Here is a 23,178-nt window from a genome sequence, read left to right as displayed (position 1 = left end):
TAATATGGATAACAGGGGTAGCATAAAAAAACAAAGTATTGTTGGGGGATTCGCCATTTTATCTATTGCTGGCATTCTTTCAAAATTATTGTCTGTAGTTTATCAGCCATTGTTAAATGGAATCATAGAGAAGGATGGTATGGGATTATACGGTGCCACTTACGGAATATTTGTATATTTTTATATGATAGCTAACAGTGGATTACCTAATTCTATATCAAAGCTTGTATCAGAAGAAATTGAATTGGGTAATGAAAACCGAGCTCACAGGATATTCCTTCTATCAAGAAAATTATTGATTATATTTGGTGGATTGCTATCTATAATAATGTTTTTTGGTAGTAATGTTTTTGCTGAGTGGATGGGATATCCCAAGATATCTTTAGCAGTTAAGGTATTATCGCCAGCAGTATTTATAACTGCTGTATTAAGTTCTTATAAAGGATATTTCCAAGGGCAGAAGTATATGACTCCCACAGGGATATCTCAAATATTTGAACAGTTTGCTAACGTGTTTATTAGCTTAACTGTTGCAGCCTTATTATTGAACAGTAAAGGATTAATTTTTGGTGTTGCTGGGGCAACAACAGGAACAGTAGTAGGGGCATTATTAGCAATATTAATTATGATAATATACTATAGAAGAAGCAAACTTGATGAAATAAAAACTGATAATACAGAAGATAAAATACTAATTAAGAAGATAATAGCACAAGCTGCTCCCATAACATTTTGTATGTCTCTTCAAGGATTAGGTTTGATTTTGGACCCTAAGATTCTTGAAATGAGGTTAAGTAGTATTGGGTTTACTGAGAAGGCTATTGAGGTTAGTAATGGTTTTATATTCCGTTATAATTCTCTTATTAATGTACCTATAGCATTGGCTATGGCATTAGCCGTAGCTGTATTGCCATCTGTTGCGGCTCTTATGGCTAAAGGTTACAAAGAAAGACTTAAGAACAGAATTGATTTTTCTATCAAACTTTGTTTTATAGTAACAATACCATGTGCTGTTGGACTTAGCGTGTTGGCGTATCCTATTTGTAAGTTATTAAAATATAACAGCAGTGGAGTAGCAGAATTGTTGATTTATGGATCAGGAATATTATTATTAATGAGTATTATTCAAATTCAAACAGCTATAATGCAAGGGATAAACAAACTATATACCATAACAGTTATTTCAGTATCTGCATTAGTATTAAAATTAGCTATTAATTATTTTACTATAGTTCAATTTGACTACATAGGTGTTTTAATTGGAAATGGGATGGGTTATTTATTAATTGTAATATTAAGTACAATTTCCATTAACAAGACTATAGATGGAAAAGTGAAGATTATCAGCAGTGCAGTTAAACCTTTAATTTCAGCAGGAATAATGGGTGCTGTAGTATTTGGAATTAACAAGCTACTGTATATGGTATTTTCAATGGTGTTAGGTAATTATATATCAAATGCATTGGCGGTAGTTATTTCAATTATTATAGGAGCAGTAACTTACGGTGGAGTGTTCTTAATAATTGGTGGGTTGTCTAAAGATGAATTTGATGCAATGCCGAACAAGATTAAAAGATTGGTTCCAAAGAGATTTTTATAATAGGTAGAAAACTTTAAAATAAATGAAACAACAAAAGCACGCTATTAGCGTGCTTTTGTTGCATATATGTGTTTTGTTCCCCTAACTTAATTATACCATATTTCACCAATAAATTCCAGACTTATACTGTGCATGAATCTTTTGTATAATAAAGTTATATACTAAACTGTTAAGGGTGGGATGAAATGAATGCCATAAAAGCAATATTCTTAGATTTTGATAATACAATGGTGGATTATCTTAAAGCTGATATTGAGAGTCTTATGGAGGTACATAAATTGATACCTGAGGAATTGGATAATGAAAAATTTATAGATATATCAGTAGAAAACCTATTGGGATTTTACAAGAAATTAGATGAAGGAACTGAATCACCTGATAACATACACAAGTATAGGTTGGTTAATACTTTGAAGTATTTCAACATTCCATGGGAAGAAAGATATTTATATACTTATGGAGAATATTTTCTTAATACTTCTTATTGTCATAATGGAGTTGAAGAATTTATGAAATATTTACATGGTAAAGTAAAATTGGCTATCTTAACCAACTCATATAATTTAGATGAACAGAAAAAAAGGATTGAAAACACTGGATTAACTAAATACTTTGATGATATAGTTGTGTGCTGTGAAATTGGAAAATATAAACCTGATAAAGAAGCCTTTGAACATCTTATTCATAAGTACAAAGTAGAACCAGAATATTGTATTTATATTGGGGATTCTGAAAAATATGATATACAGGGTGCAAAAAATGCAGGTATGCATGCAATAAAAATCAGTCACAATGGAATAAATAATGATGAAACTAAAGCTGATTTTCATTGCTGCAGTTTTGAAGAATTAAAGGAAATATTAAATACTCATTTTGAAATTTAGAAAACTTATTGCTCAGACTATATTCATTTAATAGAGTATATGAGTATAATGCAGGGAAGATAGTTCTCTTTTTTAAGAAAATGTTGAAAAAATACAAGCTTCTACTTAGTGTTAATAAAAGGTACATATTTCTCTTTTTTAGAATAATGTTGAAAAAATACTAGAGGTATATGGAAAAAAATAACTTCAACATTATTTTAAAAAAGAGAGCTATTACTTGATTCCTTTATATATTTTTTCTATTATAGTGCTTAATTGATTCTTTCAAATGGTGAGGTTTAAAATCAGGCCAATGATCCTTTGTAAACCATAACTGTGCGTTTGTAGACTGCCATATCATGAAATTACTTGTTCTCATTTCTCCGCTTGTTCTTATAATTAAATCTACATCCTGTAATCCAGAAGTGAATAAATAATCACTAATTAAATCCTCGTTTATTTTATCAATAGTTATATTTCCTGCATTTATATCATTTACTATCTTTTTTAGAGAGTTTGTTATTTCTAAACGTCCTCCATAATTTAGTGCAATATTCAGTACCATTCCAGAATTATTCTTTGTAGAAATTTCTGTTTCTTTTATTTCAGTTATCAATGTATTAGGTAGATTGTTAAAAACACCAATATGTTTAACTTTAATATTATTTCCAGCTTCATTGCGTAGTTTTATAAAAAAGTCCGAAAAAAGCTTCATCAAAAAAATAACTTCATCCCCTGAGCGTTTCCAGTTTTCTGAAGAAAATACGTAAAAAGTGAGCGTTTCAACACCTAATTTAAAACACAAATTTGTAATAGTTTCAATTGGCTTTGTTCCAGCTTTATGCCCTAAACTGCGAGGTAAACCTCTATTTTGGGCCCATCGTCCATTGCCATCACAAATTATTCCAATATGCTTCGGTATTCTAATACCTTCAGTTTCAAGTATATCTTCAATTACATTAGTCATTATTTTAAACCTCATTTCTATAATGATTAGTAGTTTTTATTGAAATAAGAGACTTTAGCTTTTGAAAAACTTTTTTATGATATCTTTAAAAAAACAACTATATCTTCTATGAGCCATTTAGGGGTTGATGCGCCAGCTATAACTCCTACGGTGTTAATATCTTTTAAAAGTTCCAGTTGTATATCAGCTACTGTAGAAACAAGTTGTGTATTTGAACAATGAGTTTTGCATATATCGTAGAGTTTTTTTGTATTAGAGCTAGTTTTTCCTCCTATTACGATTACAGCGGGAGTATTTTGTGCTAACTTCTTGGCTGACAGTTGTCTTTCCTTAGTGGCATTACATATTGTATTAATAGCTACAACTTCTTTGTTTTTGTTTAATTGTTTAACTGTTTTAACAATTTTATCCCAAACATCTTTTTTTTCTGTAGTTTGAGAAAGGATACAGATGTTTTTATCAAAGGTGTGTATGTCTCTTGTATATCTTGTGATAAAAGCAGAATTATTACACCACCCATTTACTCCAATAATCTCTGGATGATTTTTATCACCAACTATAATAATTTGATAATCTTTTTCATAGTATTCACGAGCTTTATTTTGAACTCTCTTTACAAAGGGGCATGTGCAATTAATCACATTATTAAATTTTTCTTCAAGTATGAGTTCAATTTCTTCAGGTACTCCATGAGATCTAATGATAATTTCATCACTCTTTTCTAATTTTTTTATATCATCAAATTCAACAGGTTCTACCCCTTTTTCTTTTAGGTGCCTTATAAAATCTTCATTATGTATAAGGGGACCTAATGTATAGGTTCTATAATCTCTATTATTTGACTTTTCTATAGCTGTTTCATAGGATCTATTAACTCCAAAACAAAAACCAGATTTTTCAGCTAGCACTATCTTTCTCATAATATCACCTGCTTTTAAGTAATTTTACATTGCTATAATTTAATATTTATTATAGCTGAGAATAGATAATTTTAATAACGAATAAAATTAATAGTATTGATTTGTAATTTCGATAATGAATTCTTAAAGAGAGTCTTATCTTAATCTATCATTCAACATAGCTACCCAATTTTTAATAGCAATTGAATTCATTTTACTTTCATTAACAACCATGTATACTTTTTTTGAAGGTGGATTTAAATTTTTTAAGTTAATTTTAATTAATTCCTTATTAAATAATTCTTTTTCTACAAATGATTTAGTAACAAAAGCATATCCAAAGCCTTCTTTAACAAAATCAACAACATAAGAAATCCTATCAACTGAAAGTTTTAATAATGGACTATCCCCAATGACTTCACTTAACCACTTAAAAAATTCAGACCCTAAATCCGCATAAAGCAAAGGAACTTCTAATAAATCACTTGAGGTTATTTCTTTTTTTATATGAGTATTGTTTTTATTGCTTGTTACCAATATTATCTCATCTTCATAATAGTCTATAACTTTAAATTTATTCAATTTAGGGTTAGTGTATATGAATCCAACATCTAATATTTCTTCTCCTAAGAGTCTTATGATCTCTTCAGAATCATTAACTTTAAGTTTTACAGCTATATTTGAAAATTTATTAAAATACTCTTTTATTACAGATGATAAAATACCCTTATAAATTGAATCTACAACGCCAATTGATAATCTATCTTCGTATTTCCCAGTGGATCTTGCTTTAATTATTCCATCTTTTTTAAATACAAGAATTCGTTTTGCATAGGGTAAAAATGCCTTTCCAGCATCGGTAAGCTCAACATTTCTGTTGTTTCTATAAAATAATTCTTTTCCTACGTATCTTTCTAATTCATTTATTCTATTTGAGATTGTTGATTGAACTACATATTGCATTTCAGCAGTTTTAGTAAAATTCCCTGTTTTCGCAAGAAGTACAAAAGTTTCAATTGATTCAATATTCATAAATACCTCCTCTGATTATCAATTATTTCGATTATTACTATCTATATAATTCGTTTTTAAAATTAAAACTCCTTTAGTATACTATAAATAAATTCAAATAAATAAAAGAATTGGCAGGGGGATAATTGATGAATAGAAAAATTACAAGAAAAATAAAAGTAGGAAACATGTATGTTGGAGGAGATTCAAGAATCACTGTGCAATCTATGACTAATACAGATACTAGTGATGTAGAGGCTACTGTAAAACAAATTCTTAAGTTAGAAAAGGCAGGTTGTGACATTATAAGGTGTGCTGTACCTAATATGGCAGCTGCAGAAGCTTTGAAGAAAATAAAAAAATATATTCATATTCCTTTAGTAGCGGATATACATTTTGATTATAAATTAGCTCTTAAATCTATAGAAAGTGGAGTTGATGCATTAAGAATTAATCCAGGGAATATTGGAAGCTTAGACAGAATAAAAAAGGTTGTAGAAGCTGCAAAAGATAAAGGTATACCAATTAGAATTGGAGTAAATTCAGGTTCACTAGAAAAGGATATTCTAGAAAAGTATAAAAAAACTTGTCCTAAAGCTTTAGTTGAAAGTGCTCTGAAACATGTAAGAATTTTAGAAAGTTTAAACTTTTATGATATATGTATTTCCATAAAATCCTCTAATGTAATGGATATGATTGAAAGTAACAGATTGATTTCTGAAAAAGTAAATTATCCACTTCATCTAGGAGTCACGGAAGCGGGAACTTGTTGGAGTGGAACTATTAAATCAAGCATCGGTATAGGAACACTTTTGGCAGAGGGTATTGGGGATACTATAAGAGTTTCACTTACAGGTGAACCATTAGATGAAGTTAAGGTAGGTGGTGAAATTCTAAAATCTTTAGGGTATATAGAAGGTGGTGTTAAGTTGATATCATGCCCTACATGTGGAAGAACCCAGATAAATATTATAAAAATTGCTGAAGAAGTTGAAAAAAGATTAGGAAACTATCAAAAAAATATTAAGGTAGCTATAATGGGGTGTGCAGTTAATGGGCCAGGAGAAGCAAGAGAAGCTGATATTGGGATTGCTGGTGGTAATGGTGAAGGGTTAATATTTAAAAAAGGAAAAGTAATAAAAAAGGTTGCGGAAGATGATTTACTAGAAGAACTGATGAAAGAAATAGAAAGACTATAAATGATTAATGACATATATCTCTCTTTTTTAGAAAGTCGTTGAAGTTATATCAAAAGGATTATGCATGACTGGATGAAGGTTAAAATTATTTTTATTGGAAAACTATCAACGGTATCTTAAAAAAGAGAGATAAAACTCTAGACTTAATAGTAGTAACACTTCAAACCAGATATTTGGAGTACGGAGCCTTTTGGCATTTCTTTTAAAGCATGAAACAAATTACTCAAATCCGCTGTTGTGCTCCCTAAGTTACCGATACAGAGAATAAACCAAAGAGAATTGAGGGTGGCATTGTTTGTTGGGATAAAAATCCAAATTAGTAGAGGGATAACTCCAAGAAGTAAAGCAGGGAGTAAAAGTGAAAAAATATAACGTAATTTAGGTATTGGCTCACAAGTTACAACGCTTAACCCATAAGTAGAGTAAAAAATCTCTACTGTAGATTTTGGAGGGAAGAGAACTGCATGTAACAATTCATGTATTATTAAGAATGGAATAGTAAGTAATAGACCTATTATAAAACCATGCAGATTTAATTTAAGTTCTCCTAAGAAATTAGACTTAACATAAAAACAACCAATTGCAAAAAAAAGGATGGGAACTATAGCGATATAGCTTTCTAATTTTGATTTTGGTTCTAAGAATTGAACTGAGTTTGAAGGTACTTCTGTTGTAGGAAAAGTGTTTGATTCAGTTAATCTGCCTTTCCATTTCAATTTCATATCTTTCTCTCCTTTACGAAATTAGTTTGGTATTATAATTAGAGGTGTTTTTTGATTTTTGATGATTAAAAATTAAAGGGACTTTTGCATATTTAACTTTTTAGTAAATTATAGGTATTATGTAAAAATATTTCAATAAGAACTATTTTAAAACCGCTTATTTGTTTTTAAAAACATCGATTTAAACTTTTAAAATACATAAATAATATTTAGAAATTCTGCTAAGTATTAATGATAGATATGAAGTGATAAAATACCCTTCAACATAGGTGGGAGAAAATTTTATGTTTAAATAAAAATAAGATAGATATTTCTATGTAGACAGAAATATCCACCCTAATAATTTAGAATTATGGTTGTAATATTTCTACAGGCCATTTACCTGTTCCCATAATTCTATCTATGATATGACAATCATCATAAACAGCTGTAACATCCATGCCAATGCACTCTTCTCTTGTAGCGGGTGTAGTTTCACCTTTATGGTATATTGAATATTCTCCAGATATGCTATCTAAAATATAAGTTGGAGGGGGCCACTTTTCTTCTTCTGTTTTAAAAGGACGATGATCAACTATGGTCCATAATTTTAAAGACCATCTGCTTATTCCAACAATAAATTGATACTCTTCAGATTCAGGCAAATCATCCATATGAGTACCTATATGAGTATATACCCCAAAACCAGCATCTTCAAAAGCTCTACCAAAAGCATATTTTCCATTAGGAAGAGGGATAGCATATACATTTCCAATTTTATAATTTTTTCTTCTTTTTACGGTCATTCTTTATTTAATCTCCCTTGGTTTCATGATTTATACAAAATTGTATATTTATAATACAACGTAGGTTATCACAAATCAAGTAACCTACATAATTTTTTCTCAAGATTAATTTATTTAACTTTATATATTAAAAAAACAATAAAATGTAGGTTCTGCGAACATAGAAACATCCATCATTATACATTTTACATTAACAAAAGCACGTCTAAGCGTGCTTTTGCTAATAATCTTTTTTCTTTAATTTATAGCATCCAAAGAAGAATATAAATATTCCTGCGAGACAAATGAAAGGTATCTTAAATCCACCCATAGAGTTAGGAATAACAAGGAGCATCACTTTAATTAGGTAGAATGCTAAAACTGCTACTGCTAGATAGATAAGTAGATTTCCAACATTTATTCCTATATAGATATGTTTTTGAATCTCTTTCATATTCAGTATTAATCCTACTATTGAAGATATGACCATTGCTATACCATAACCGTAAATGTTGATCCACTCTATTCCTATGAGTGCGAAACATAGAATCAGCTGAAGTAAAGCTGTTATTATGGAGTTCTTTAAAACTATTTTTTGCTTTCCAAAACCATTTAGTATACCGTAAGTTGTCATGCTAACATACATTAATGGAGCACCTACTGCTGCAAGAATTAGATATTTTGAAAGGTCTGTTCTTTTAAATAACAAGTAGGTTAAGCTATCTGGCATTGTTATAGATATAAGAAGTATACAAACACCTAAAAGGAACCCTAGAGTTAGAACTTCTTTTACTCTATGTTCCATTTTGTAATAATTTTTTTCAGCTGCGCTTCTTGAGAGGTCAGGTATCAAAACAATTGAAATAGACATTATTACAATCATTGGAAAGAATACTATTGTCATTGCCATTTCTGAAAACTTACCGATTAGGGCAAGGGCTTCACCGTGACTAAAGCCTGCAGATGTTAATCTCATAGGAATCATTAGTTTTGAAAAACCTGCTATTGCTGTGGTTAAGAAACCATTTATACTTAAAGGTAATGCAATTGCCCATATGTTAAACAGAATCTGAGGAGCTGATTCTACACGAGCCCCTTTTCCTTTACGCCGTCTTTTCGAGACTAGGGAATAGAATAAAAATAAAAAGGTAAAACTCACTACTTCTCCAATGGCAAGTGAGGCGTAGGTGGCTGTTACTGCTTTCTCCACGCTTGTTATTGCTAGTATTGTTATGATAGAAGTTACAGCAATGATTCTTATGGTTTTTTCTACTATATCAATTACAGCAGGAACCTCTGCTTTTGCTGTTCCAAAATAATATCCTTTAAGAATAGAACCAACTGCAACAAATATTACCGCGATACTTATAAATCTTAATGATTCAATTGCTCTTACGTCTTTTAAAATATGAATACTGATGAATCTTGAACTAAGTACTAATACTCCAGCCATCACTACTGACCAAAAGACCTCAAACAGTAGTGCTGTATGTACGGTTTTATTGATGTTTCTGTAGTCATTATCTGCGGCATATGCAGCGCATTCTTTGGACATAGCTGTAATCATACCACCATTGATGATGCAACAGAATAAATCGTATATAGGCATAATTAGTCCGTATAAGCCCATACCTTCGGGACCTAACTTCCTTGAAAGAAAAATTGCAAAAACAAATTTAAGAACTCCCGTAAGAAGGTTTGTCATAGTTAATAATATGGAATTTTTATAAAAAGTGTCCTTTGTCATCTTACCTCCATAAATAAAAGTGATATATTAATGTTTATGTAGGGTATATATAAATATATGCTATAACATTATTACTTTTTATAACTTACATACTATGGTAAAATGATTTAGAGAATAGTTATAGATATTTTTATGGAGGGGCTTATGAAAAAAGGTTTCTGTAAAGTTTGTGGAATGGCTATAAATGAAAAAAATTTTGCTATTAATAATAATGCATTACCAGAAGTTAATAGTGAAGAGCATTTATTGTACTGTCCTTTTTGTGGTGCTCATAAGAGATATTTCTGTGAGGATAGGGATGAAATTTATACAACAGTTGGTGTTAAGTTAACAGATGAGGAATTAAAAATTCTAGATCATGCTACTAAACTAGAAATTTTTAATGGAGATTTCTATATGGAAGCTTCAAGAAGAGCTGTTAAAGAAGAAAATAAGCTTATGTTCAAGGAATTAGGGAATATTGAATATATTCATGCTAAAGTTCATATGAAAATTGCTGGAATTAAAGAAAAGCCAGAATTAAGAAAAATTGATTATAGTAGATTAAAAAACGATGAAGATTTTATAAGAGAAGCAAATACTAGAGAAAAACATGCCGTTAGTTTTTATAATAAAGGTGTAGTTAATTCAGAGAATAGCATTGTAAAAGAAGTGCTAAAGGCATTTATGGAGATTGAAGAAGATCATATTCATATGACTGAATAACCTAATTTATTATCTGTTCTTTGATATCTGTTCTTTATTGAGTCATTTTCTTTCTAAGGTACATTAATTTATTTCATATGAGGAATATTAAAAGTGAAGAGTTAGTTGTTTCAATACAACCTGATCTTTAATATATTGAAATATATGAGTGTATTGGAAAGAGGTAAACATGAAAAAGATAGTTGGAAGAGCATACAGTGGTGTGATAAAGTCTGTTTTAAGAGGTGTTAATCCTTTAAAAAAGCGTATTGTAGATACACCTTGTTTGGTTCATATAATGATAAATAATGGAGCTTTAGAAGAATTAAAAGTTTTAGGTTATCATAATGAGTATTCGTGGTTTGATGAATATAAGCAATATGTCAATAGTGGAGTAGTTTGGGCTGACCAAGATTTTAAAAGTATAAATCATTTTTTTCATCATAAAAAAAGAAGGGGTCTTTTCGGCTTCAATGATGCATATGGTTTATTTAGTGAATATTATAATGAATCAGTTAAAAGGATGGAGCAAAAAGATTATAAAAAAAGTATGTTTTATCTTGGGGCAGCTTTTCATCTTCTTCACGATTCAACAGTACCTCATCACATTTTAAATAAACTTCTTTTAAAACATAGAAGCTTTGAACAATGGATTATTAAAAACTTTGCTAAACGAGGAATTAAGTTAGTTACTAGAGAAGCTTTAGAGTATGATAAAGTTGAGAGTTATCTCTTTAATAACGTTGACTTTTCTTATAAAACTTATATTGCAAGTAGAAAAATTAGAAATGAAGATGAGAGATATCATTTTATTGGTAGAAAAATTATCAAAAGATCTCAGAGTTCAACTGCTGGATTGATGATAAAATTTTATAATGAGAACATAAGAAAAGAGGGAAAAATATGAAGGTTTTATTGTGTGGAATTAACTCACAATATGTACACAGTAACTTGGCTATAAGGTATTTAAAGGCATATGTTAAAGATATAATTGGAGAAAATCTAACATGTGATATAAGGGAATTCACAATTAATGAGAGAAAAGAAAAAATTCTTGAAGATATTATTACAGAAGAACCAGATTTGGTTGTGTTTTCAACTTACATATGGAATGGTGAATATGTAAGAGCATTATCTAGGTTAATTAAAGCTGTAGATGAAAATATTAAAATTCTCTATGGAGGTCCTGAAGTTTCATATGAAAGTGAAAACTTCTTTAAGAACAATCCAGGAGAATTTTTAATTGAGGGTGAAGGTGAGGAAACTTTCAGAGAATTCTTTTTACACTTAAAAGGTGAAATGAAAATAGATGAAATTAAGGGTCTTTATCATAAAAAAAATAATGGGGAAATTATTTACAATGGTCCAAGAGATGCAATGGATATGAATAAAATTGTATTTCCATATAGTGATGATGATGACCTTCAACATAAAATTGTTTATTACGAAGCTTCAAGAGGATGCCCATTTAATTGTAAGTATTGTTTATCAGCTACATTAAAAAAACTTAGATTTCTTAATGTGGAGAGGGTAAAGAAAGAACTTAAATATTTATGTGATAAAGGAGTACATTTAGTTAAATTTGTTGATAGAACATTTAATAGTGATAGAGTGTTTTCTAGAGAATTGTGGACATATCTTAGTGAGTTAGATACTGATACTAAGTTTCATTTTGAAATATCAGCAGATCTTTTAAAAGATGAGGATATTGAAATACTAAAAAAAGCTCCAAAAGATAGATTCCAGTTCGAGGTAGGAGTGCAATCAACTGATATTGCTGTTCTTAAAAATATTAATAGAGTAGCAGAGTTTTCTCAAATAGCTGATAATGTAAGAAAGGTGAAAGCTTGTGGCAATATCATGCAGCATTTAGATTTGATTGCTGGTCTGCCAGGAGAAGATTTTGAAACATTTAAGAGGTCCTTCAATGATGTTTATGATATTAGACCTGATGAAATACAGTTAGGTTTTCTGAAATTAATTAAAGGATCACCGTTGAGAGAAGAAGCTGAAAAATGGGAAATGAAATATTCACCGTATCAACCTTATGAAATTTTACAAACAAAACACATATCCTACAGAGAATTGCTAAAACTAAAGAAGATAGAAGCCATGGTAAACAAATATTACAACAGTGGAAAATTTGAAAACATAATCAAGTTTTTTGAGGATAAATTTGAAACGCCATTTGATTTCTATTACGAGTTAGGTATGTTCTTTGAAAATCAAGGATATTTCAACCGAAATATTAGTAGTAAAGATTATTATAAGGTATTCTTGGAATTTAACGATAATATAGTTAAGGAAAAAATGTATATTCTGAAAGAAATTGTTAAATATGATTATTTATTATTTAACAAGAAGAGACATATACCAGAGTTCCTAAACCGATTAAATGATAAAAAATTCATGAATGAAAGTAAAGAGTATGTTAAAAATAATTATCCTGATATAGACAGAAATTCGATAACTATAGAGAAATATGAAATTGACATACTGTCATTTATTCATAATGGGAAAATTGTAGAGAAAGAAAGTTACTTGCTTTATGATATTAAGAACAATGAAATTATTGATATAACAAAGGGTTTGAAAAAGGAAGGTATTATATAGGCACAGCGTAAGCTGTGCTTATCATTAAGGCTTTGCAAGAACGCTAAAACATGTGTTTAATTTTTAGAAAATTTCCTGAATTTTGAATCAGGAAAGGGGATTGTTAAAATATATTACAACTTGTACAAATTTAACTTGATTATCGGTAAAAATGCAAGTATAATAGATATTGTAATCATTACTACATAAAACAATATTGTTAAAGTAATAATAGTTAAATGTTATTATATTACAAGTATTGAGTATTATATTAAGGCATAATTTAAAATTTAATAAAAAATAAAGCATTTTAATAACTTTAAAGAAGGTGGTGATAAATTGGCAATGGAGGCGATTAATCAAATTAAAGTTAGTGAGGATAAAGCAAAAACTCTAGTTGAGAATGCTATATCTAGAAAAAAGGAAATTTTAAAAGAAGCAGAGAAACTCTCAAAAGATAAGTATGAAAGTATAGTGAAATCTGCGAATTCAGAAAAAAATGAATTGATTGAAGAAGCTATCAAATCTGGAGAGCAAGAGGCAGCGCCTATTTTTGAAAATGGTAAGGTAGAGGTTCAAGAAATACTACATATCGATGAGAAAAAAATTGAAAGCGCTGTAGAACTTATTAAAAAGAAGGTTGTGAATATTAATGGCAATAGTTAAAATGTTTAAATTCAACTTATTTGCGCTTCAATCTTCTAAGAAAGCATTGCTTGATAAGTTTCAAAAGCTTGAAGAAGTTCAATTTTTGGACTTTAATCTTCATAAAGCTGAAGAATCAGAATTCCTTAAGGCTGATGATAGCTCACTAGAAATAAATGGTATCAATGATAAGATATCAGATGTAAATTTCGCATTAAAGTTACTTAATGAGCATTCACCTGAAGAAAAAGGTTTGAAGGCTATGAAAGAGGGTAAAAAATCTCTTACATATGAGAACTTGGAAAAAAGTTATTTAAAACTAAAGCATGAAGAGTATATCAAAGTTTTAAAAGAGCTTGATAGAGAGTTGAACCTCCTAGGGAATGAAGAAAATAAGCTTTTAGGAGAAATTGAAGCATTGGCTCCTTGGTCAAATCTTGACATAGGGCTTGACGAAATTAAAAACTTAAATGCTTGTATTGTTGAGATTGGAACGATACCACTTAAAAACATGGAATCTTTTAAAAAGGCACTTGAAGAAAGTGAAAAAGAATTTTACTTAGAAGAAATAAGTGCTGATAAAGATGGATGTAAAGTATTAGTATCAGGCTTAAAACAAAATAAAGAAATTTTAGATGAAATTTTTATTTCTAATTCATTTAGTAAAGTAAATATAAAATTTAGCAAGAAACCTTCTGATGAAGTTTCAAGTCACAAAAAAAGAATTAAAGAAATCAGAAGTGAAAGAATTAAAGCTATTGAAGAAATTAAGAAATACAGTACTCACAAAGAGGATCTTAGACTTGCATATGAATTCCTTTCAGCAGAGCTAAGAAAGTTACAGTGTTATTCAAACTTTAGTAAGAGTGATAATGTTGTAATTATGAATGGATGGGTTACTGAAGATGGTAAAGAAAAGTTTGAAAAAGGGATTAAGGATGTTTGTGGAGAGTATTATTATATAGAGTTGAATGAGGCTCAAGACGAAGAGAATATTCCAATCAAACTTAAAGGAAATGGGTTTACTGAAGCATTTCATAGTATTACTGAGATGTACAGTTTACCAAATTATAAAGAGGTTGATCCAACCCCTGTACTATCATTCTTCTATATAATCTTCTTTGGAATGATGTTATCAGATGCAGGTTATGGAGCACTTATGGTTATTGGTACTGGAATTGTAATTGCAAAATTCAATTTAGATAAAAAGACCAAGAACTTTATGAAATTGTTTTTATATCTTGGAATATCAACAATAATTTGGGGATTAGTATATGGAGCATTCTTTGGAGATATCTTAACTGCTCAATATTTAGGAAGCGAAACTGGATTATTAAGTTACTTCAGTAATCCATTACTAGACTCTCAAAAACAAGTAACAGAAATTTTAATAATTTCTATTGTATTTGGTATAATTCATGTTTATATAGGTTTATTCATGAAAGCATACTTATTGTTTAGAGAAGGTAAATATTTTGATATTCTTTGTGATGTTTGTACATGGTACGCAGCTGTAACAGGGTTGATTTTATGGTTAGCTGGCTTCAGTCCAACAATAGGAATGATACTATCAATTGCAGGACTTGGCGGATTATTATTAACTCAAGGAAGAGATGCAGAATCTATCGGTGGAAAAATCGGTGGAGGAGTGTATGGACTTTATGGAATAACAGGATATATTGGAGATATAGTTTCATACTCAAGACTTATGGCATTAGGACTTGCTACTGGAAGTATTTCAATGGCATTTAACAGTATTGTTGCATTAGTTGGAAATACAGGATTAAACTTTGCATTGAAACTTGTGCTAATATTACTTCTATTTGTACCATTGCACTTATTTAACTTTGGTATTAATGCACTTGGAACATACGTACACACTTCAAGATTGCAGTATCTAGAGTTCTTTAATAAGTTTTACGAAGGTGGCGGAAATAAGTTTAAGCCTTTAGAAGCAGAAAAGAAATATTATGAGATTAGTGAAAAATAATCAGTTTATAATTGAATGGAGGAAACAATAATGGAAAACTTTACAACATTTTTAGTGCAATACGGTGGAATCATCTTAGCATTACTAGGAGCAGGTTTAGCAGTAGGATTAACAGGTGTAGGATCAGCTAGAGGAATAGGTATAGTTGGGCAAGCGGCATCAGGTGTTATTACAGAAGATCCAGATAAGTTCGGTAAAGCTCTTATCTTAGAATTATTACCAGGTACTCAAGGAATATATGGATTCGTTATCGCATTCTTAGTATTCATAAAAGTTGGAGTTTTAGGTGGATTAAAATTAGATTTAGATATTCAACAAGGATTTTTAATATTAATGGCATGTTTACCAATAGCTATCGCAGGATGGAAATCAGCAATTTCTCAAGGTAAGGTTGCTGCTGCAGGTATGCAAATCTTAGCTAAGAAGCCAGAGCATTCTACTAAAGGAATCATCCTTTCAGTTATGGTTGAGACTTATGCCTTACTAGCATTCGTTGTATCTATGTTAGCGTTAATGGGTATTGCTGTTTAATCAAAATAAAAAGTTAGGGTGAAGAATATGGCTAATTTAGAGAAGTTAACAAATAAAATTGTTGAGGAAGCTAAAATCGAGGCTGATAGAATTTATAAAGAAGCCGAAGAAGAAAAAATAAAGCTTATCTCATCCATGGAGAAAAAAGGAAACAAAGAGAAAGAGTTAATTCTTGAAAAAGCTAAAAGAGAAGCAGACCTTAGAAAAGAAAGAGTTATTTCTAATGCAAAGTTAAAGATTAGAAATGAAAAACTTGAAGCTAAGCAAGGTATGCTAGATAAGGTTTTTGAAAAAGCAGTGACGGAATTAAATCTTTTAGATAGTGAAAGAAAAATAGAATTCGTTAAGAGAATTTTAAGTGAAATAAATATTGCTGGTGATGAAGAAATCATACTAAGCAATGATATTAAAGAAGTTTTTGAAAAAGAACATTTAGAAGATATAAATGAAAAGCTTAAATCAAATGGTAAAAAAGGTGAACTTAAAGTTTGCAAAGAGGATAGGAATCTTAAAGGTGGATTTATAATCACTAAAAATGGAATAGAACTTAACTGGTCATTCCAATCAATAGTTGAGAATTTAAGAGAAGAACTTGAATGTGAAATTCTTGAAATCCTATTCTAAATGGCTTTGAAAAAGAAAAAAGTTGAAAGAGGTGAAAACCTGTGATTGATAACACAATGTTCATTCAAGCTGTATCTCATATAAGAGCATTGGAACTTAATCTTTTAGATGAGGGAAAACTTAACAGAATGATTGAGAGTTCAACTGGTGACGAAGCCATGAAAATTCTAGCTGAAACAGTATATGGTCAGTATATATCTAAATTAGAGCGTACTGAAGATTATGAATCTATGCTGGGTGAAGAACTTAAAAAGGTATACAAAGAGATGTATAAAGTTTCTCCAGATAGAAGAATAATCGATATTATGGGCGTTAGATATGATTATCATAATATTAAAACATTGCTTAAAGCTAAGTTCTTAAATAAAGATTTAGATGCAATACTAATACCAATCGGTGTATATAGCATTGAACAATTAAAGAATGCTTTGGATAATGGAGATTTTTATGATATAAAAGGTAGAATAAGAACTGGAATTGAAGAGAGTTTAAGCGATTATGAAAAATATTCAGATCCTCAACGTGTAGACATGATAATGGATAGATATATGTACATAGATATGTATGAAATGTCAAAAGAAATAGGGGATTCATTCATTGAGAAATATGTAAAAATGAGTATAGACGCTACGAATATTACTACTTTCTTCAGAATAAAAAAGCAGAAAAAAGAAAAGGTATTTTTAGAGTTCGCGCTACTAGATAATGGATATATTGATTTGGATATTTATAATGAATATTACAATGATTCAGCTGAGAATTTTGCATCAAGAATAGCTCATACTGATTATTATGATCTAGTAAGAGAAGGTGTTGAAGAACTTTCTAAGAGTGGTAAGTTAAGTACACTTGAAATGTTAAGAGACAATTTTATTATGAATAAGATGAAAGATGCAAAATATGTGAGCTTTGGAAGTGAACCAATCATAGCATATATATTTGGTAAAGAAAGTGAATTGAAGGCTATTAGAACTATAATGGTTGGTAAACTTAATAAGATTGAGCCAGATTTGATTAAAGGAAGGCTGCGTGATATTTATGTATAAGATCGGAGTTGTAGGGGATAAAGATTCTATTTTAGCATTTAAAGCTATTGGGATAGAGGTTTACCCTGTAGTAGGAGCAGAAGAAAGTAGAAAAACAATAGATAGACTGGCTAGAGATAAATACGGAATTATTTTTGTAACTGAACAAGTTGCAGCAGAAATACCAGACACTATTGAAAGATATGATAAAACAATGCTTCCTGCCGTTATATTGATTCCAAGTAATCAAGGTTCACTTAATATTGGAATGAAAAGAATTAGCGATAATGTAGAAAAAGCAGTAGGAGTTAATATTCTATAGAAAGGTAGGTAGTTAACTTGAAAATCGGGAAGATATTAAAAGTATCTGGTCCTCTTGTTGTTGCCGAAAACATGGATGAAGCTAACGTTTATGACGTTGTTAGAGTTGGTGAAAGAGGATTAGTTGGTGAAATTATAGAAATGAGAGGCGATAGAGCTTCTATACAGGTTTATGAAGAAACTTCAGGTATTGGACCTGGGGACCCAGTTAAGACAACTGGAGAACCTTTAAGTCTTGAACTTGGACCAGGAATCATGGAGTGCATGTTTGATGGAATTCAAAGACCTCTTCATAGTATTATGAATAAGGTTGGTAACTTCTTAACTAAGGGAGTTGAAGTTCCATCATTAGATAGAGAAAAGAAATGGCATTTTGTACCTACATTAAAGGTAGGGGATGAAGTTGAAGGTGGTACTATTATTGGTGCAGTTCAAGAAACTTCAGTTATTAGCCACAAGATAATGGTTCCTCATGGAACTAAAGGTAAGATCAAGAGCATAACAGAAGGTGAATTTACTGTAGTGGAAACAGTTGCAGTAATTGAAACTGAAAATGGCGATAAAGAAGTAATGATGATGCAAAAATGGCCTGTAAGAAAAGGTAGACCTTACAAGCAAAAGTTAAATCCTGTTGAACCACTAGTAACAGGACAAAGAATAATTGATACTTTCTTCCCAGTTGCTAAAGGGGGAACTGCATGTGTACCAGGACCTTTCGGAAGTGGTAAAACAGTTGTTCAGCACCAATTAGCTAAATGGGGAGATGCACAGATAGTTGTTTACGTTGGATGTGGAGAGCGTGGTAACGAGATGACAGACGTTCTTAATGAATTCCCAGAGTTAATTGACCCTAAAACTGGAGAGTCATTAATGAAGAGAACTACTCTTATTGCAAATACATCTAACATGCCGGTTGCAGCGAGAGAAGCTTCTATATATACTGGATTAACTCTTGGAGAGTACTTCAGAGATATGGGTTACTCAGTAGCTATGATGGCAGACTCAACTTCAAGATGGGCAGAGGCTTTAAGAGAGATGTCTGGTAGACTTGAAGAGATGCCTGGTGACGAAGGTTACCCTGCATATCTTGGATCAAGAGCAGCTGATATCTATGAGAGAGCTGGAAAAGTTGTTTGTTTAGGTGGAGAAGATAGAGAAGGTGCGCTTACAATGATCGGTGCGGTTTCGCCTCCAGGTGGAGACCTTTCTGAACCAGTAACACAGGCTACATTAAGAATTGTTAAAGTTTTCTGGGGACTAGATTCACAGTTAGCATATAAGAGACACTTCCCAGCTATTAACTGGTTAAATTCATATTCATTATATCTTGAAAAAATCGGTGGATGGATGAATGAGAATGTTGCAAGTGATTGGACTAAACTTACAACAGAAGCAATGGCATTATTACAAGATGAAGCTAAATTAGAAGAGATTGTTAGACTTGTTGGTATTGATGCCTTATCAGAAGGCGATAGATTAAAACTTGAAGTTGCTAAGTCAATTAGAGAAGACTATCTAATGCAGAATGCATTCCACGAAGTAGATACATTTGCATCTCTTGATAAACAATATAGAATGTTAAAATTAGTTCTTAACTTTAGAGAAGAAGCAGAAAAAGCTATTAAAGGTGGAGTGTATTTAGAAAAGCTTCTTAAGATGGAAATCAGAGATAGAATTGCAAGAGCTAAGTACATCCCAGAAACTGAAATGAACAGAATAGATGCAATCTTCGACGACTTAAGCAAGGATATGGAAAAAATAATCAGCGAAGAAGGTGTCGGTAATGCTTAAAGAATACAGAACAGTAAGAGAAGTTGTTGGTCCTTTAATGCTTGTTGACCAAGTTGAAGGCGTAAAATTTGATGAGTTAGTTGAGATAGAACTTCATAATGGAGAAAAAAGAAGAGGTAGAGTTCTTGAGGTTAATGGAGATAAAGCGGTTATTCAGTTATTTGAAAGTTCTGCTGGAATCAACCTTAAGGGTGCAAAAGTTAGATTTGAAGGTAAACCTCTAGAACTTGGCGTATCAGAAGATATGTTAGGAAGAGTATTTGATGGTCTTGGAAGACCTAAAGATGGTGGACCAAAGATCATTCCAGATAAAAAGTTAGACATAAATGGAGAGCCTATTAACCCAGTTGCTAGAAACTATCCTTCTGAGTTTATTCAAACAGGAGTATCAGCAATTGATGGACTAAATACATTAGTTAGAGGACAGAAGCTTCCAGTTTTCTCTGGTTCAGGTCTTCCTCACGCTGAACTTGCTGCACAGATTGCAAGACAGGCAAAAGTTAGAAATTCAGATTCAAAATTCGTTGTTGTATTTGCCGCAATAGGTATTACTTTCGAAGAGGCTCAATTCTTTGTTGATGACTTTACAAAAACAGGGGCAATTGATAGAACTGTTTTATTCATGAACTTAGCAAATGACCCAGCTATCGAGAGAATAGCAACACCTAGAATGGCTCTTACAGCTGCTGAGTACCTAGCTTATGAAAGAGGTATGCACGTACTTGTTATAATGACTGACCTTACAAACTACTGTGAGGCACTTAGAGAAGTATCTGCTGCAAGAAAAGAGGTTCCAGGAAGAAGAGGATATCCAGGATACTTATATACTGACCTTTCTACTTTATATGAGAGAGCAGGAAGAATCAAAGGACTTGAGGGATCAATCACTCAAATTCCAATTTTAACAATGCCAGAGGATGATAAAACACATCCAATTCCTGACTTAACAGGATACATCACTGAAGGACAGATTATCCTATCAAGAGAACTGTATAAGCAAGGGATAATGCCACCAATAAATGTTCTTCCATCTTTATCAAGACTTAAAGATAAAGGTATTGGTAAAGAAAAGACTAGAGAAGATCATGCAGATACAATGAACCAATTGTTTGCTGGATATGCACAAGGAATTCAAGCAAAAGAACTTGCTGTTATCCTTGGTGAATCTGCACTTTCTGAAAGTGATAGAGCATTTGCAAAGTTTGCTGATGAATTTGAGAAGAGATATGTTTCTCAAGGATTCGAAGCTAACAGAACAATTGAAGATACATTGAATCTTGGGTGGGAGTTATTATCAATCTTACCAAAATCAGAACTTAAGAGAATCAGAGATGAATATATTGATAGATACTTACCTAAAAGAGAGGGTGAGTAAGATTGGCTACTAATAAATTGAACGTTAATCCTACTAGAATGGTGAGGACCCAATTAAAGAAGAGATTATTAACAGCAACAAGAGGGCACAAACTGTTAAAAGATAAACAAGATGAATTAATGAGAAGATTTATTGAGCTCGTAAAATATAATAATAAACTTAGAAAAGAAGTTGAGGAACAATTAGAAGGTTCTTTTAAAGATTTTGTAATGGCTAGAGCTGTAATGTCAGATGAGTTCTTAGAACAGGCTATAGCATATCCAAAAGAGAGCATAAGTCTAGATGTTCAAACTAAGAATGTTATGAGTGTTAACGTTCCTATAATGAAGTTTATGAGAAAATTAGATGGTGATGAAGGTAGCATATATCCATATGGATTTGCTAATACATCAGCTGAACTTGATGAATCTCTTGAAAAGATATATCATATTCTACCTAAGTTACTAGAACTTGCAGAGGTAGAGAAATCTTGTCAGCTAATGGCAGATGAGATAGAAAAAACAAGAAGAAGAGTTAACGCTCTAGAATATATGACTATTCCTAACCTTACTGAGACTATCAAATTTATCAAGATGAAACTTGATGAAAATGAAAGAAGTGCAATAACAAGACTTATGAAGGTTAAGAGTATGATGGAAGAAGCGGAAAGAAACGCGGAAGCTTAATTAAGAGAAGGGAATTTTCCCTTCTTTTTTTGTTGTTAAGAAACATCTTACGTTTTCAACTTTCAATTTTCAATTATCAGTTTGTTTTTTATATGCATTTATATTATAATTAATTATGAATGAAATTTTGAGAAATTGATAGATTTACATGCTATGGAATATAACTCTCATATATAGTAATATAAATAACTTGAATACAATACAAACAATATAGGGGGAAGTATGATGATGAAAAAAGAATCAAAATTAATTATGGTTGAAGAGAGCAAACTTAAAGAGCTAAGACTTGGACTTAATGAGTTAAAACTTTCTGTAGGTGATCAATTATTAAGAAAAAAGGTAGAGAGATTAATAAATCTTTTTGAAGAAAACGGAACAGAAGAGCAAGAAGAAAGCATTGCAGATAAGATTTATAAAAAGATGAAAGAGACTGAAGACTCAGAGCTTAATGTAAAACTTTACATGTTATATAGAAAGCTTGAAGAGGGGAAAGTTGATGAAGCAGAAGCTTTAAGACAGTATAACATCTTTATTGGTCAAGAATATAAGAGTAGTTATGTTTTTTAAGATAGATATAAAAACATAGTGGACAGTGGACAATTGACAACGTAGGATGGTTCTGACTCTAGTCAGAACCTTTATTTTATAGGTAAAAAAATAAGAGGTTTTTATTCGTTTAATTTTACATAAAACATTGTAGTTACAATACAATATTTTATTAAGATAAAATGAGTAAAAACCCCTCGTTTTTGAGAACAATAAAAAATTAAATTTCTGCATTAAAGCAGAAATATCCATCGTTGTCCATTTTCCACTTTCAATTTTCAATTAAAAAGCACGGTACCCGTGCTTTTTTAATATTCCTTAAAAGTAACCCCTTTCACACCAATCACTGGCGGCATAAATGGGAGTTTAAGTGTTTGAATTAATTCTGCTTTATCAGTTAATGTGATTATGTCATGTACGTATACTGTAATATTGTTTACTTTTAGTTCTTTAAAATTAGAATTATTCATTGGGGAATCTAAAATCTCAACCCTGAGACTTTTTGTGTTACCACCTGCTCACCCACATGAAAGAGTAACAACTTTTAAAGATAAATATTTTTTATCTTTTGAGTTTAAATAATTTAATAATTTTTCTTGTATTTTCATAATAACACC

General features: G+C 30.8%; 23 protein-coding genes. 16 read left to right on the top strand and 7 right to left on the bottom strand.

Translation table 11 applies throughout. From position 1 onward, the window contains the following. The first annotated feature begins 4 nt into the window (after window positions 1–4). The gene (locus OW730_RS20415) at window positions 5–1,600 is read left to right on the top strand and encodes a putative polysaccharide biosynthesis protein (RefSeq protein WP_271225893.1); all 1,596 of its coding nucleotides are present in this window, start codon (window positions 5–7) and stop codon (window positions 1,598–1,600) included. A gap of 185 nt (window positions 1,601–1,785) precedes the next feature. Beyond that, a complete protein-coding gene (locus tag OW730_RS20410; protein WP_271225892.1) occupies window positions 1,786–2,484 on the top strand; it encodes an HAD family hydrolase in 699 nt (232 codons plus the stop codon). Window positions 2,485–2,710: 226 nt separating this feature from the next. Here the strand turns inward: OW730_RS20410 and uppS are convergent, their stop codons facing one another. The 3 genes from uppS to OW730_RS20395 form a co-directional block, all read right to left on the bottom strand. Beyond that, on the bottom strand, window positions 2,711–3,430 hold the full coding sequence (uppS, locus tag OW730_RS20405) for a polyprenyl diphosphate synthase (RefSeq protein ID WP_271225891.1): 720 nt from the start codon (window positions 3,428–3,430) through the stop codon (window positions 2,711–2,713). A gap of 74 nt (window positions 3,431–3,504) precedes the next feature. Continuing rightward, a complete protein-coding gene (gene ispH, locus OW730_RS20400) occupies window positions 3,505–4,350 on the bottom strand; it encodes a 4-hydroxy-3-methylbut-2-enyl diphosphate reductase (protein WP_271225890.1) in 846 nt (281 codons plus the stop codon). A gap of 135 nt (window positions 4,351–4,485) precedes the next feature. Further along, the gene (locus tag OW730_RS20395; protein ID WP_271225889.1) at window positions 4,486–5,361 is read right to left on the bottom strand and encodes a LysR family transcriptional regulator; all 876 of its coding nucleotides are present in this window, start codon (window positions 5,359–5,361) and stop codon (window positions 4,486–4,488) included. Between the two features lie 128 nt (window positions 5,362–5,489). On the opposite strand from OW730_RS20395, the gene ispG reads away from it, so the two are divergent. Further along, window positions 5,490–6,539, top strand: a complete 1,050-nt coding sequence (gene ispG / locus OW730_RS20390; protein ID WP_271225888.1) for a flavodoxin-dependent (E)-4-hydroxy-3-methylbut-2-enyl-diphosphate synthase — start codon at window positions 5,490–5,492, stop codon at window positions 6,537–6,539. Between the two features lie 143 nt (window positions 6,540–6,682). Here ispG and OW730_RS20385 read toward each other — a convergent pair whose 3' ends face one another. From OW730_RS20385 to spoVB, 3 genes are all read right to left on the bottom strand, one after another. Further along, entirely contained in the window at window positions 6,683–7,261 is a 579-nt protein-coding gene (locus OW730_RS20385) for a DUF3267 domain-containing protein (protein ID WP_271225887.1), read from the bottom strand. 350 nt (window positions 7,262–7,611) lie between these two features. After that, window positions 7,612–8,046 carry an Imm26 family immunity protein gene (locus OW730_RS20380; protein WP_271225886.1) on the bottom strand — a complete coding sequence of 145 codons (435 nt, stop codon included), beginning with the start codon at window positions 8,044–8,046 and terminating at the stop codon, window positions 7,612–7,614. Window positions 8,047–8,266: 220 nt separating this feature from the next. After that, a complete protein-coding gene (gene spoVB, locus OW730_RS20375; RefSeq protein ID WP_271225885.1) occupies window positions 8,267–9,772 on the bottom strand; it encodes a stage V sporulation protein B in 1,506 nt (501 codons plus the stop codon). Window positions 9,773–9,916: 144 nt separating this feature from the next. Here spoVB and OW730_RS20370 point away from each other — a divergent pair, with 144 nt between their 5' ends. The 13 genes from OW730_RS20370 to OW730_RS20310 all read left to right on the top strand — a co-directional run bounded on the left by OW730_RS20370 (window position 9,917) and on the right by OW730_RS20310 (window position 22,582). Beyond that, a complete protein-coding gene (locus OW730_RS20370) occupies window positions 9,917–10,477 on the top strand; it encodes a metal-iron-binding protein (RefSeq protein WP_271225884.1) in 561 nt (186 codons plus the stop codon). Between the two features lie 169 nt (window positions 10,478–10,646). Continuing rightward, window positions 10,647–11,363 (top strand): zinc dependent phospholipase C family protein, encoded by a 717-nt coding sequence (locus OW730_RS20365; protein ID WP_271225883.1) that lies wholly within the window; start codon window positions 10,647–10,649, stop codon window positions 11,361–11,363. Continuing rightward, on the top strand, window positions 11,360–13,069 hold the full coding sequence (locus tag OW730_RS20360; protein WP_271225882.1) for a B12-binding domain-containing radical SAM protein: 1,710 nt from the start codon (window positions 11,360–11,362) through the stop codon (window positions 13,067–13,069). The genes OW730_RS20365 and OW730_RS20360 overlap by 4 nt, the downstream gene beginning before the upstream one ends. A 324-nt stretch (window positions 13,070–13,393) precedes the next feature. Next, on the top strand, window positions 13,394–13,714 hold the full coding sequence (locus tag OW730_RS20355) for an ATPase (RefSeq protein ID WP_271225881.1): 321 nt from the start codon (window positions 13,394–13,396) through the stop codon (window positions 13,712–13,714). After that, window positions 13,701–15,683, top strand: a complete 1,983-nt coding sequence (locus OW730_RS20350; protein ID WP_271225880.1) for a V-type ATP synthase subunit I — start codon at window positions 13,701–13,703, stop codon at window positions 15,681–15,683. The genes OW730_RS20355 and OW730_RS20350 overlap by 14 nt, the downstream gene beginning before the upstream one ends. Before the next feature lie 30 nt (window positions 15,684–15,713). Beyond that, window positions 15,714–16,214 carry a V-type ATP synthase subunit K gene (locus OW730_RS20345; protein ID WP_271225879.1) on the top strand — a complete coding sequence of 167 codons (501 nt, stop codon included), beginning with the start codon at window positions 15,714–15,716 and terminating at the stop codon, window positions 16,212–16,214. Window positions 16,215–16,241: 27 nt separating this feature from the next. Next, a complete protein-coding gene (locus OW730_RS20340) occupies window positions 16,242–16,838 on the top strand; it encodes a V-type ATP synthase subunit E (RefSeq protein ID WP_271225878.1) in 597 nt (198 codons plus the stop codon). 41 nt (window positions 16,839–16,879) lie between these two features. Continuing rightward, on the top strand, window positions 16,880–17,884 hold the full coding sequence (locus OW730_RS20335; RefSeq protein ID WP_271225877.1) for a V-type ATP synthase subunit C: 1,005 nt from the start codon (window positions 16,880–16,882) through the stop codon (window positions 17,882–17,884). Continuing rightward, a complete protein-coding gene (locus OW730_RS20330) occupies window positions 17,877–18,185 on the top strand; it encodes a V-type ATP synthase subunit F (RefSeq protein WP_250859696.1) in 309 nt (102 codons plus the stop codon). Before OW730_RS20335 ends, OW730_RS20330 begins: the two co-directional genes overlap by 8 nt. A 17-nt stretch (window positions 18,186–18,202) precedes the next feature. Further along, on the top strand, window positions 18,203–19,975 hold the full coding sequence (locus tag OW730_RS20325) for a V-type ATP synthase subunit A (RefSeq protein WP_271225876.1): 1,773 nt from the start codon (window positions 18,203–18,205) through the stop codon (window positions 19,973–19,975). Further along, window positions 19,968–21,350 (top strand): V-type ATP synthase subunit B, encoded by a 1,383-nt coding sequence (locus OW730_RS20320; protein WP_271225875.1) that lies wholly within the window; start codon window positions 19,968–19,970, stop codon window positions 21,348–21,350. Before OW730_RS20325 ends, OW730_RS20320 begins: the two co-directional genes overlap by 8 nt. 38 nt (window positions 21,351–21,388) lie before the next feature. Next, the gene (locus OW730_RS20315) at window positions 21,389–22,015 is read left to right on the top strand and encodes a V-type ATP synthase subunit D (protein WP_271229608.1); all 627 of its coding nucleotides are present in this window, start codon (window positions 21,389–21,391) and stop codon (window positions 22,013–22,015) included. Between the two features lie 225 nt (window positions 22,016–22,240). After that, window positions 22,241–22,582 (top strand): hypothetical protein, encoded by a 342-nt coding sequence (locus tag OW730_RS20310; RefSeq protein WP_271225874.1) that lies wholly within the window; start codon window positions 22,241–22,243, stop codon window positions 22,580–22,582. Window positions 22,583–22,869: 287 nt separating this feature from the next. Here OW730_RS20310 and OW730_RS20305 read toward each other — a convergent pair whose 3' ends face one another. Next, window positions 22,870–23,031 carry a hypothetical protein gene (locus tag OW730_RS20305; RefSeq protein ID WP_271225873.1) on the bottom strand — a complete coding sequence of 54 codons (162 nt, stop codon included), beginning with the start codon at window positions 23,029–23,031 and terminating at the stop codon, window positions 22,870–22,872. Between the last annotated feature and the right edge of the window lie 147 nt (window positions 23,032–23,178).

The sequence above is a fragment of the Oceanirhabdus sp. W0125-5 genome (genome assembly GCF_027938815.1).
Classification (GTDB): Bacteria; Bacillota; Clostridia; order Clostridiales; family Clostridiaceae; genus Oceanirhabdus.
Note: the sequence above shows the minus strand (reverse complement) of the source record. Positions and strands in the feature narration are given on the sequence as shown.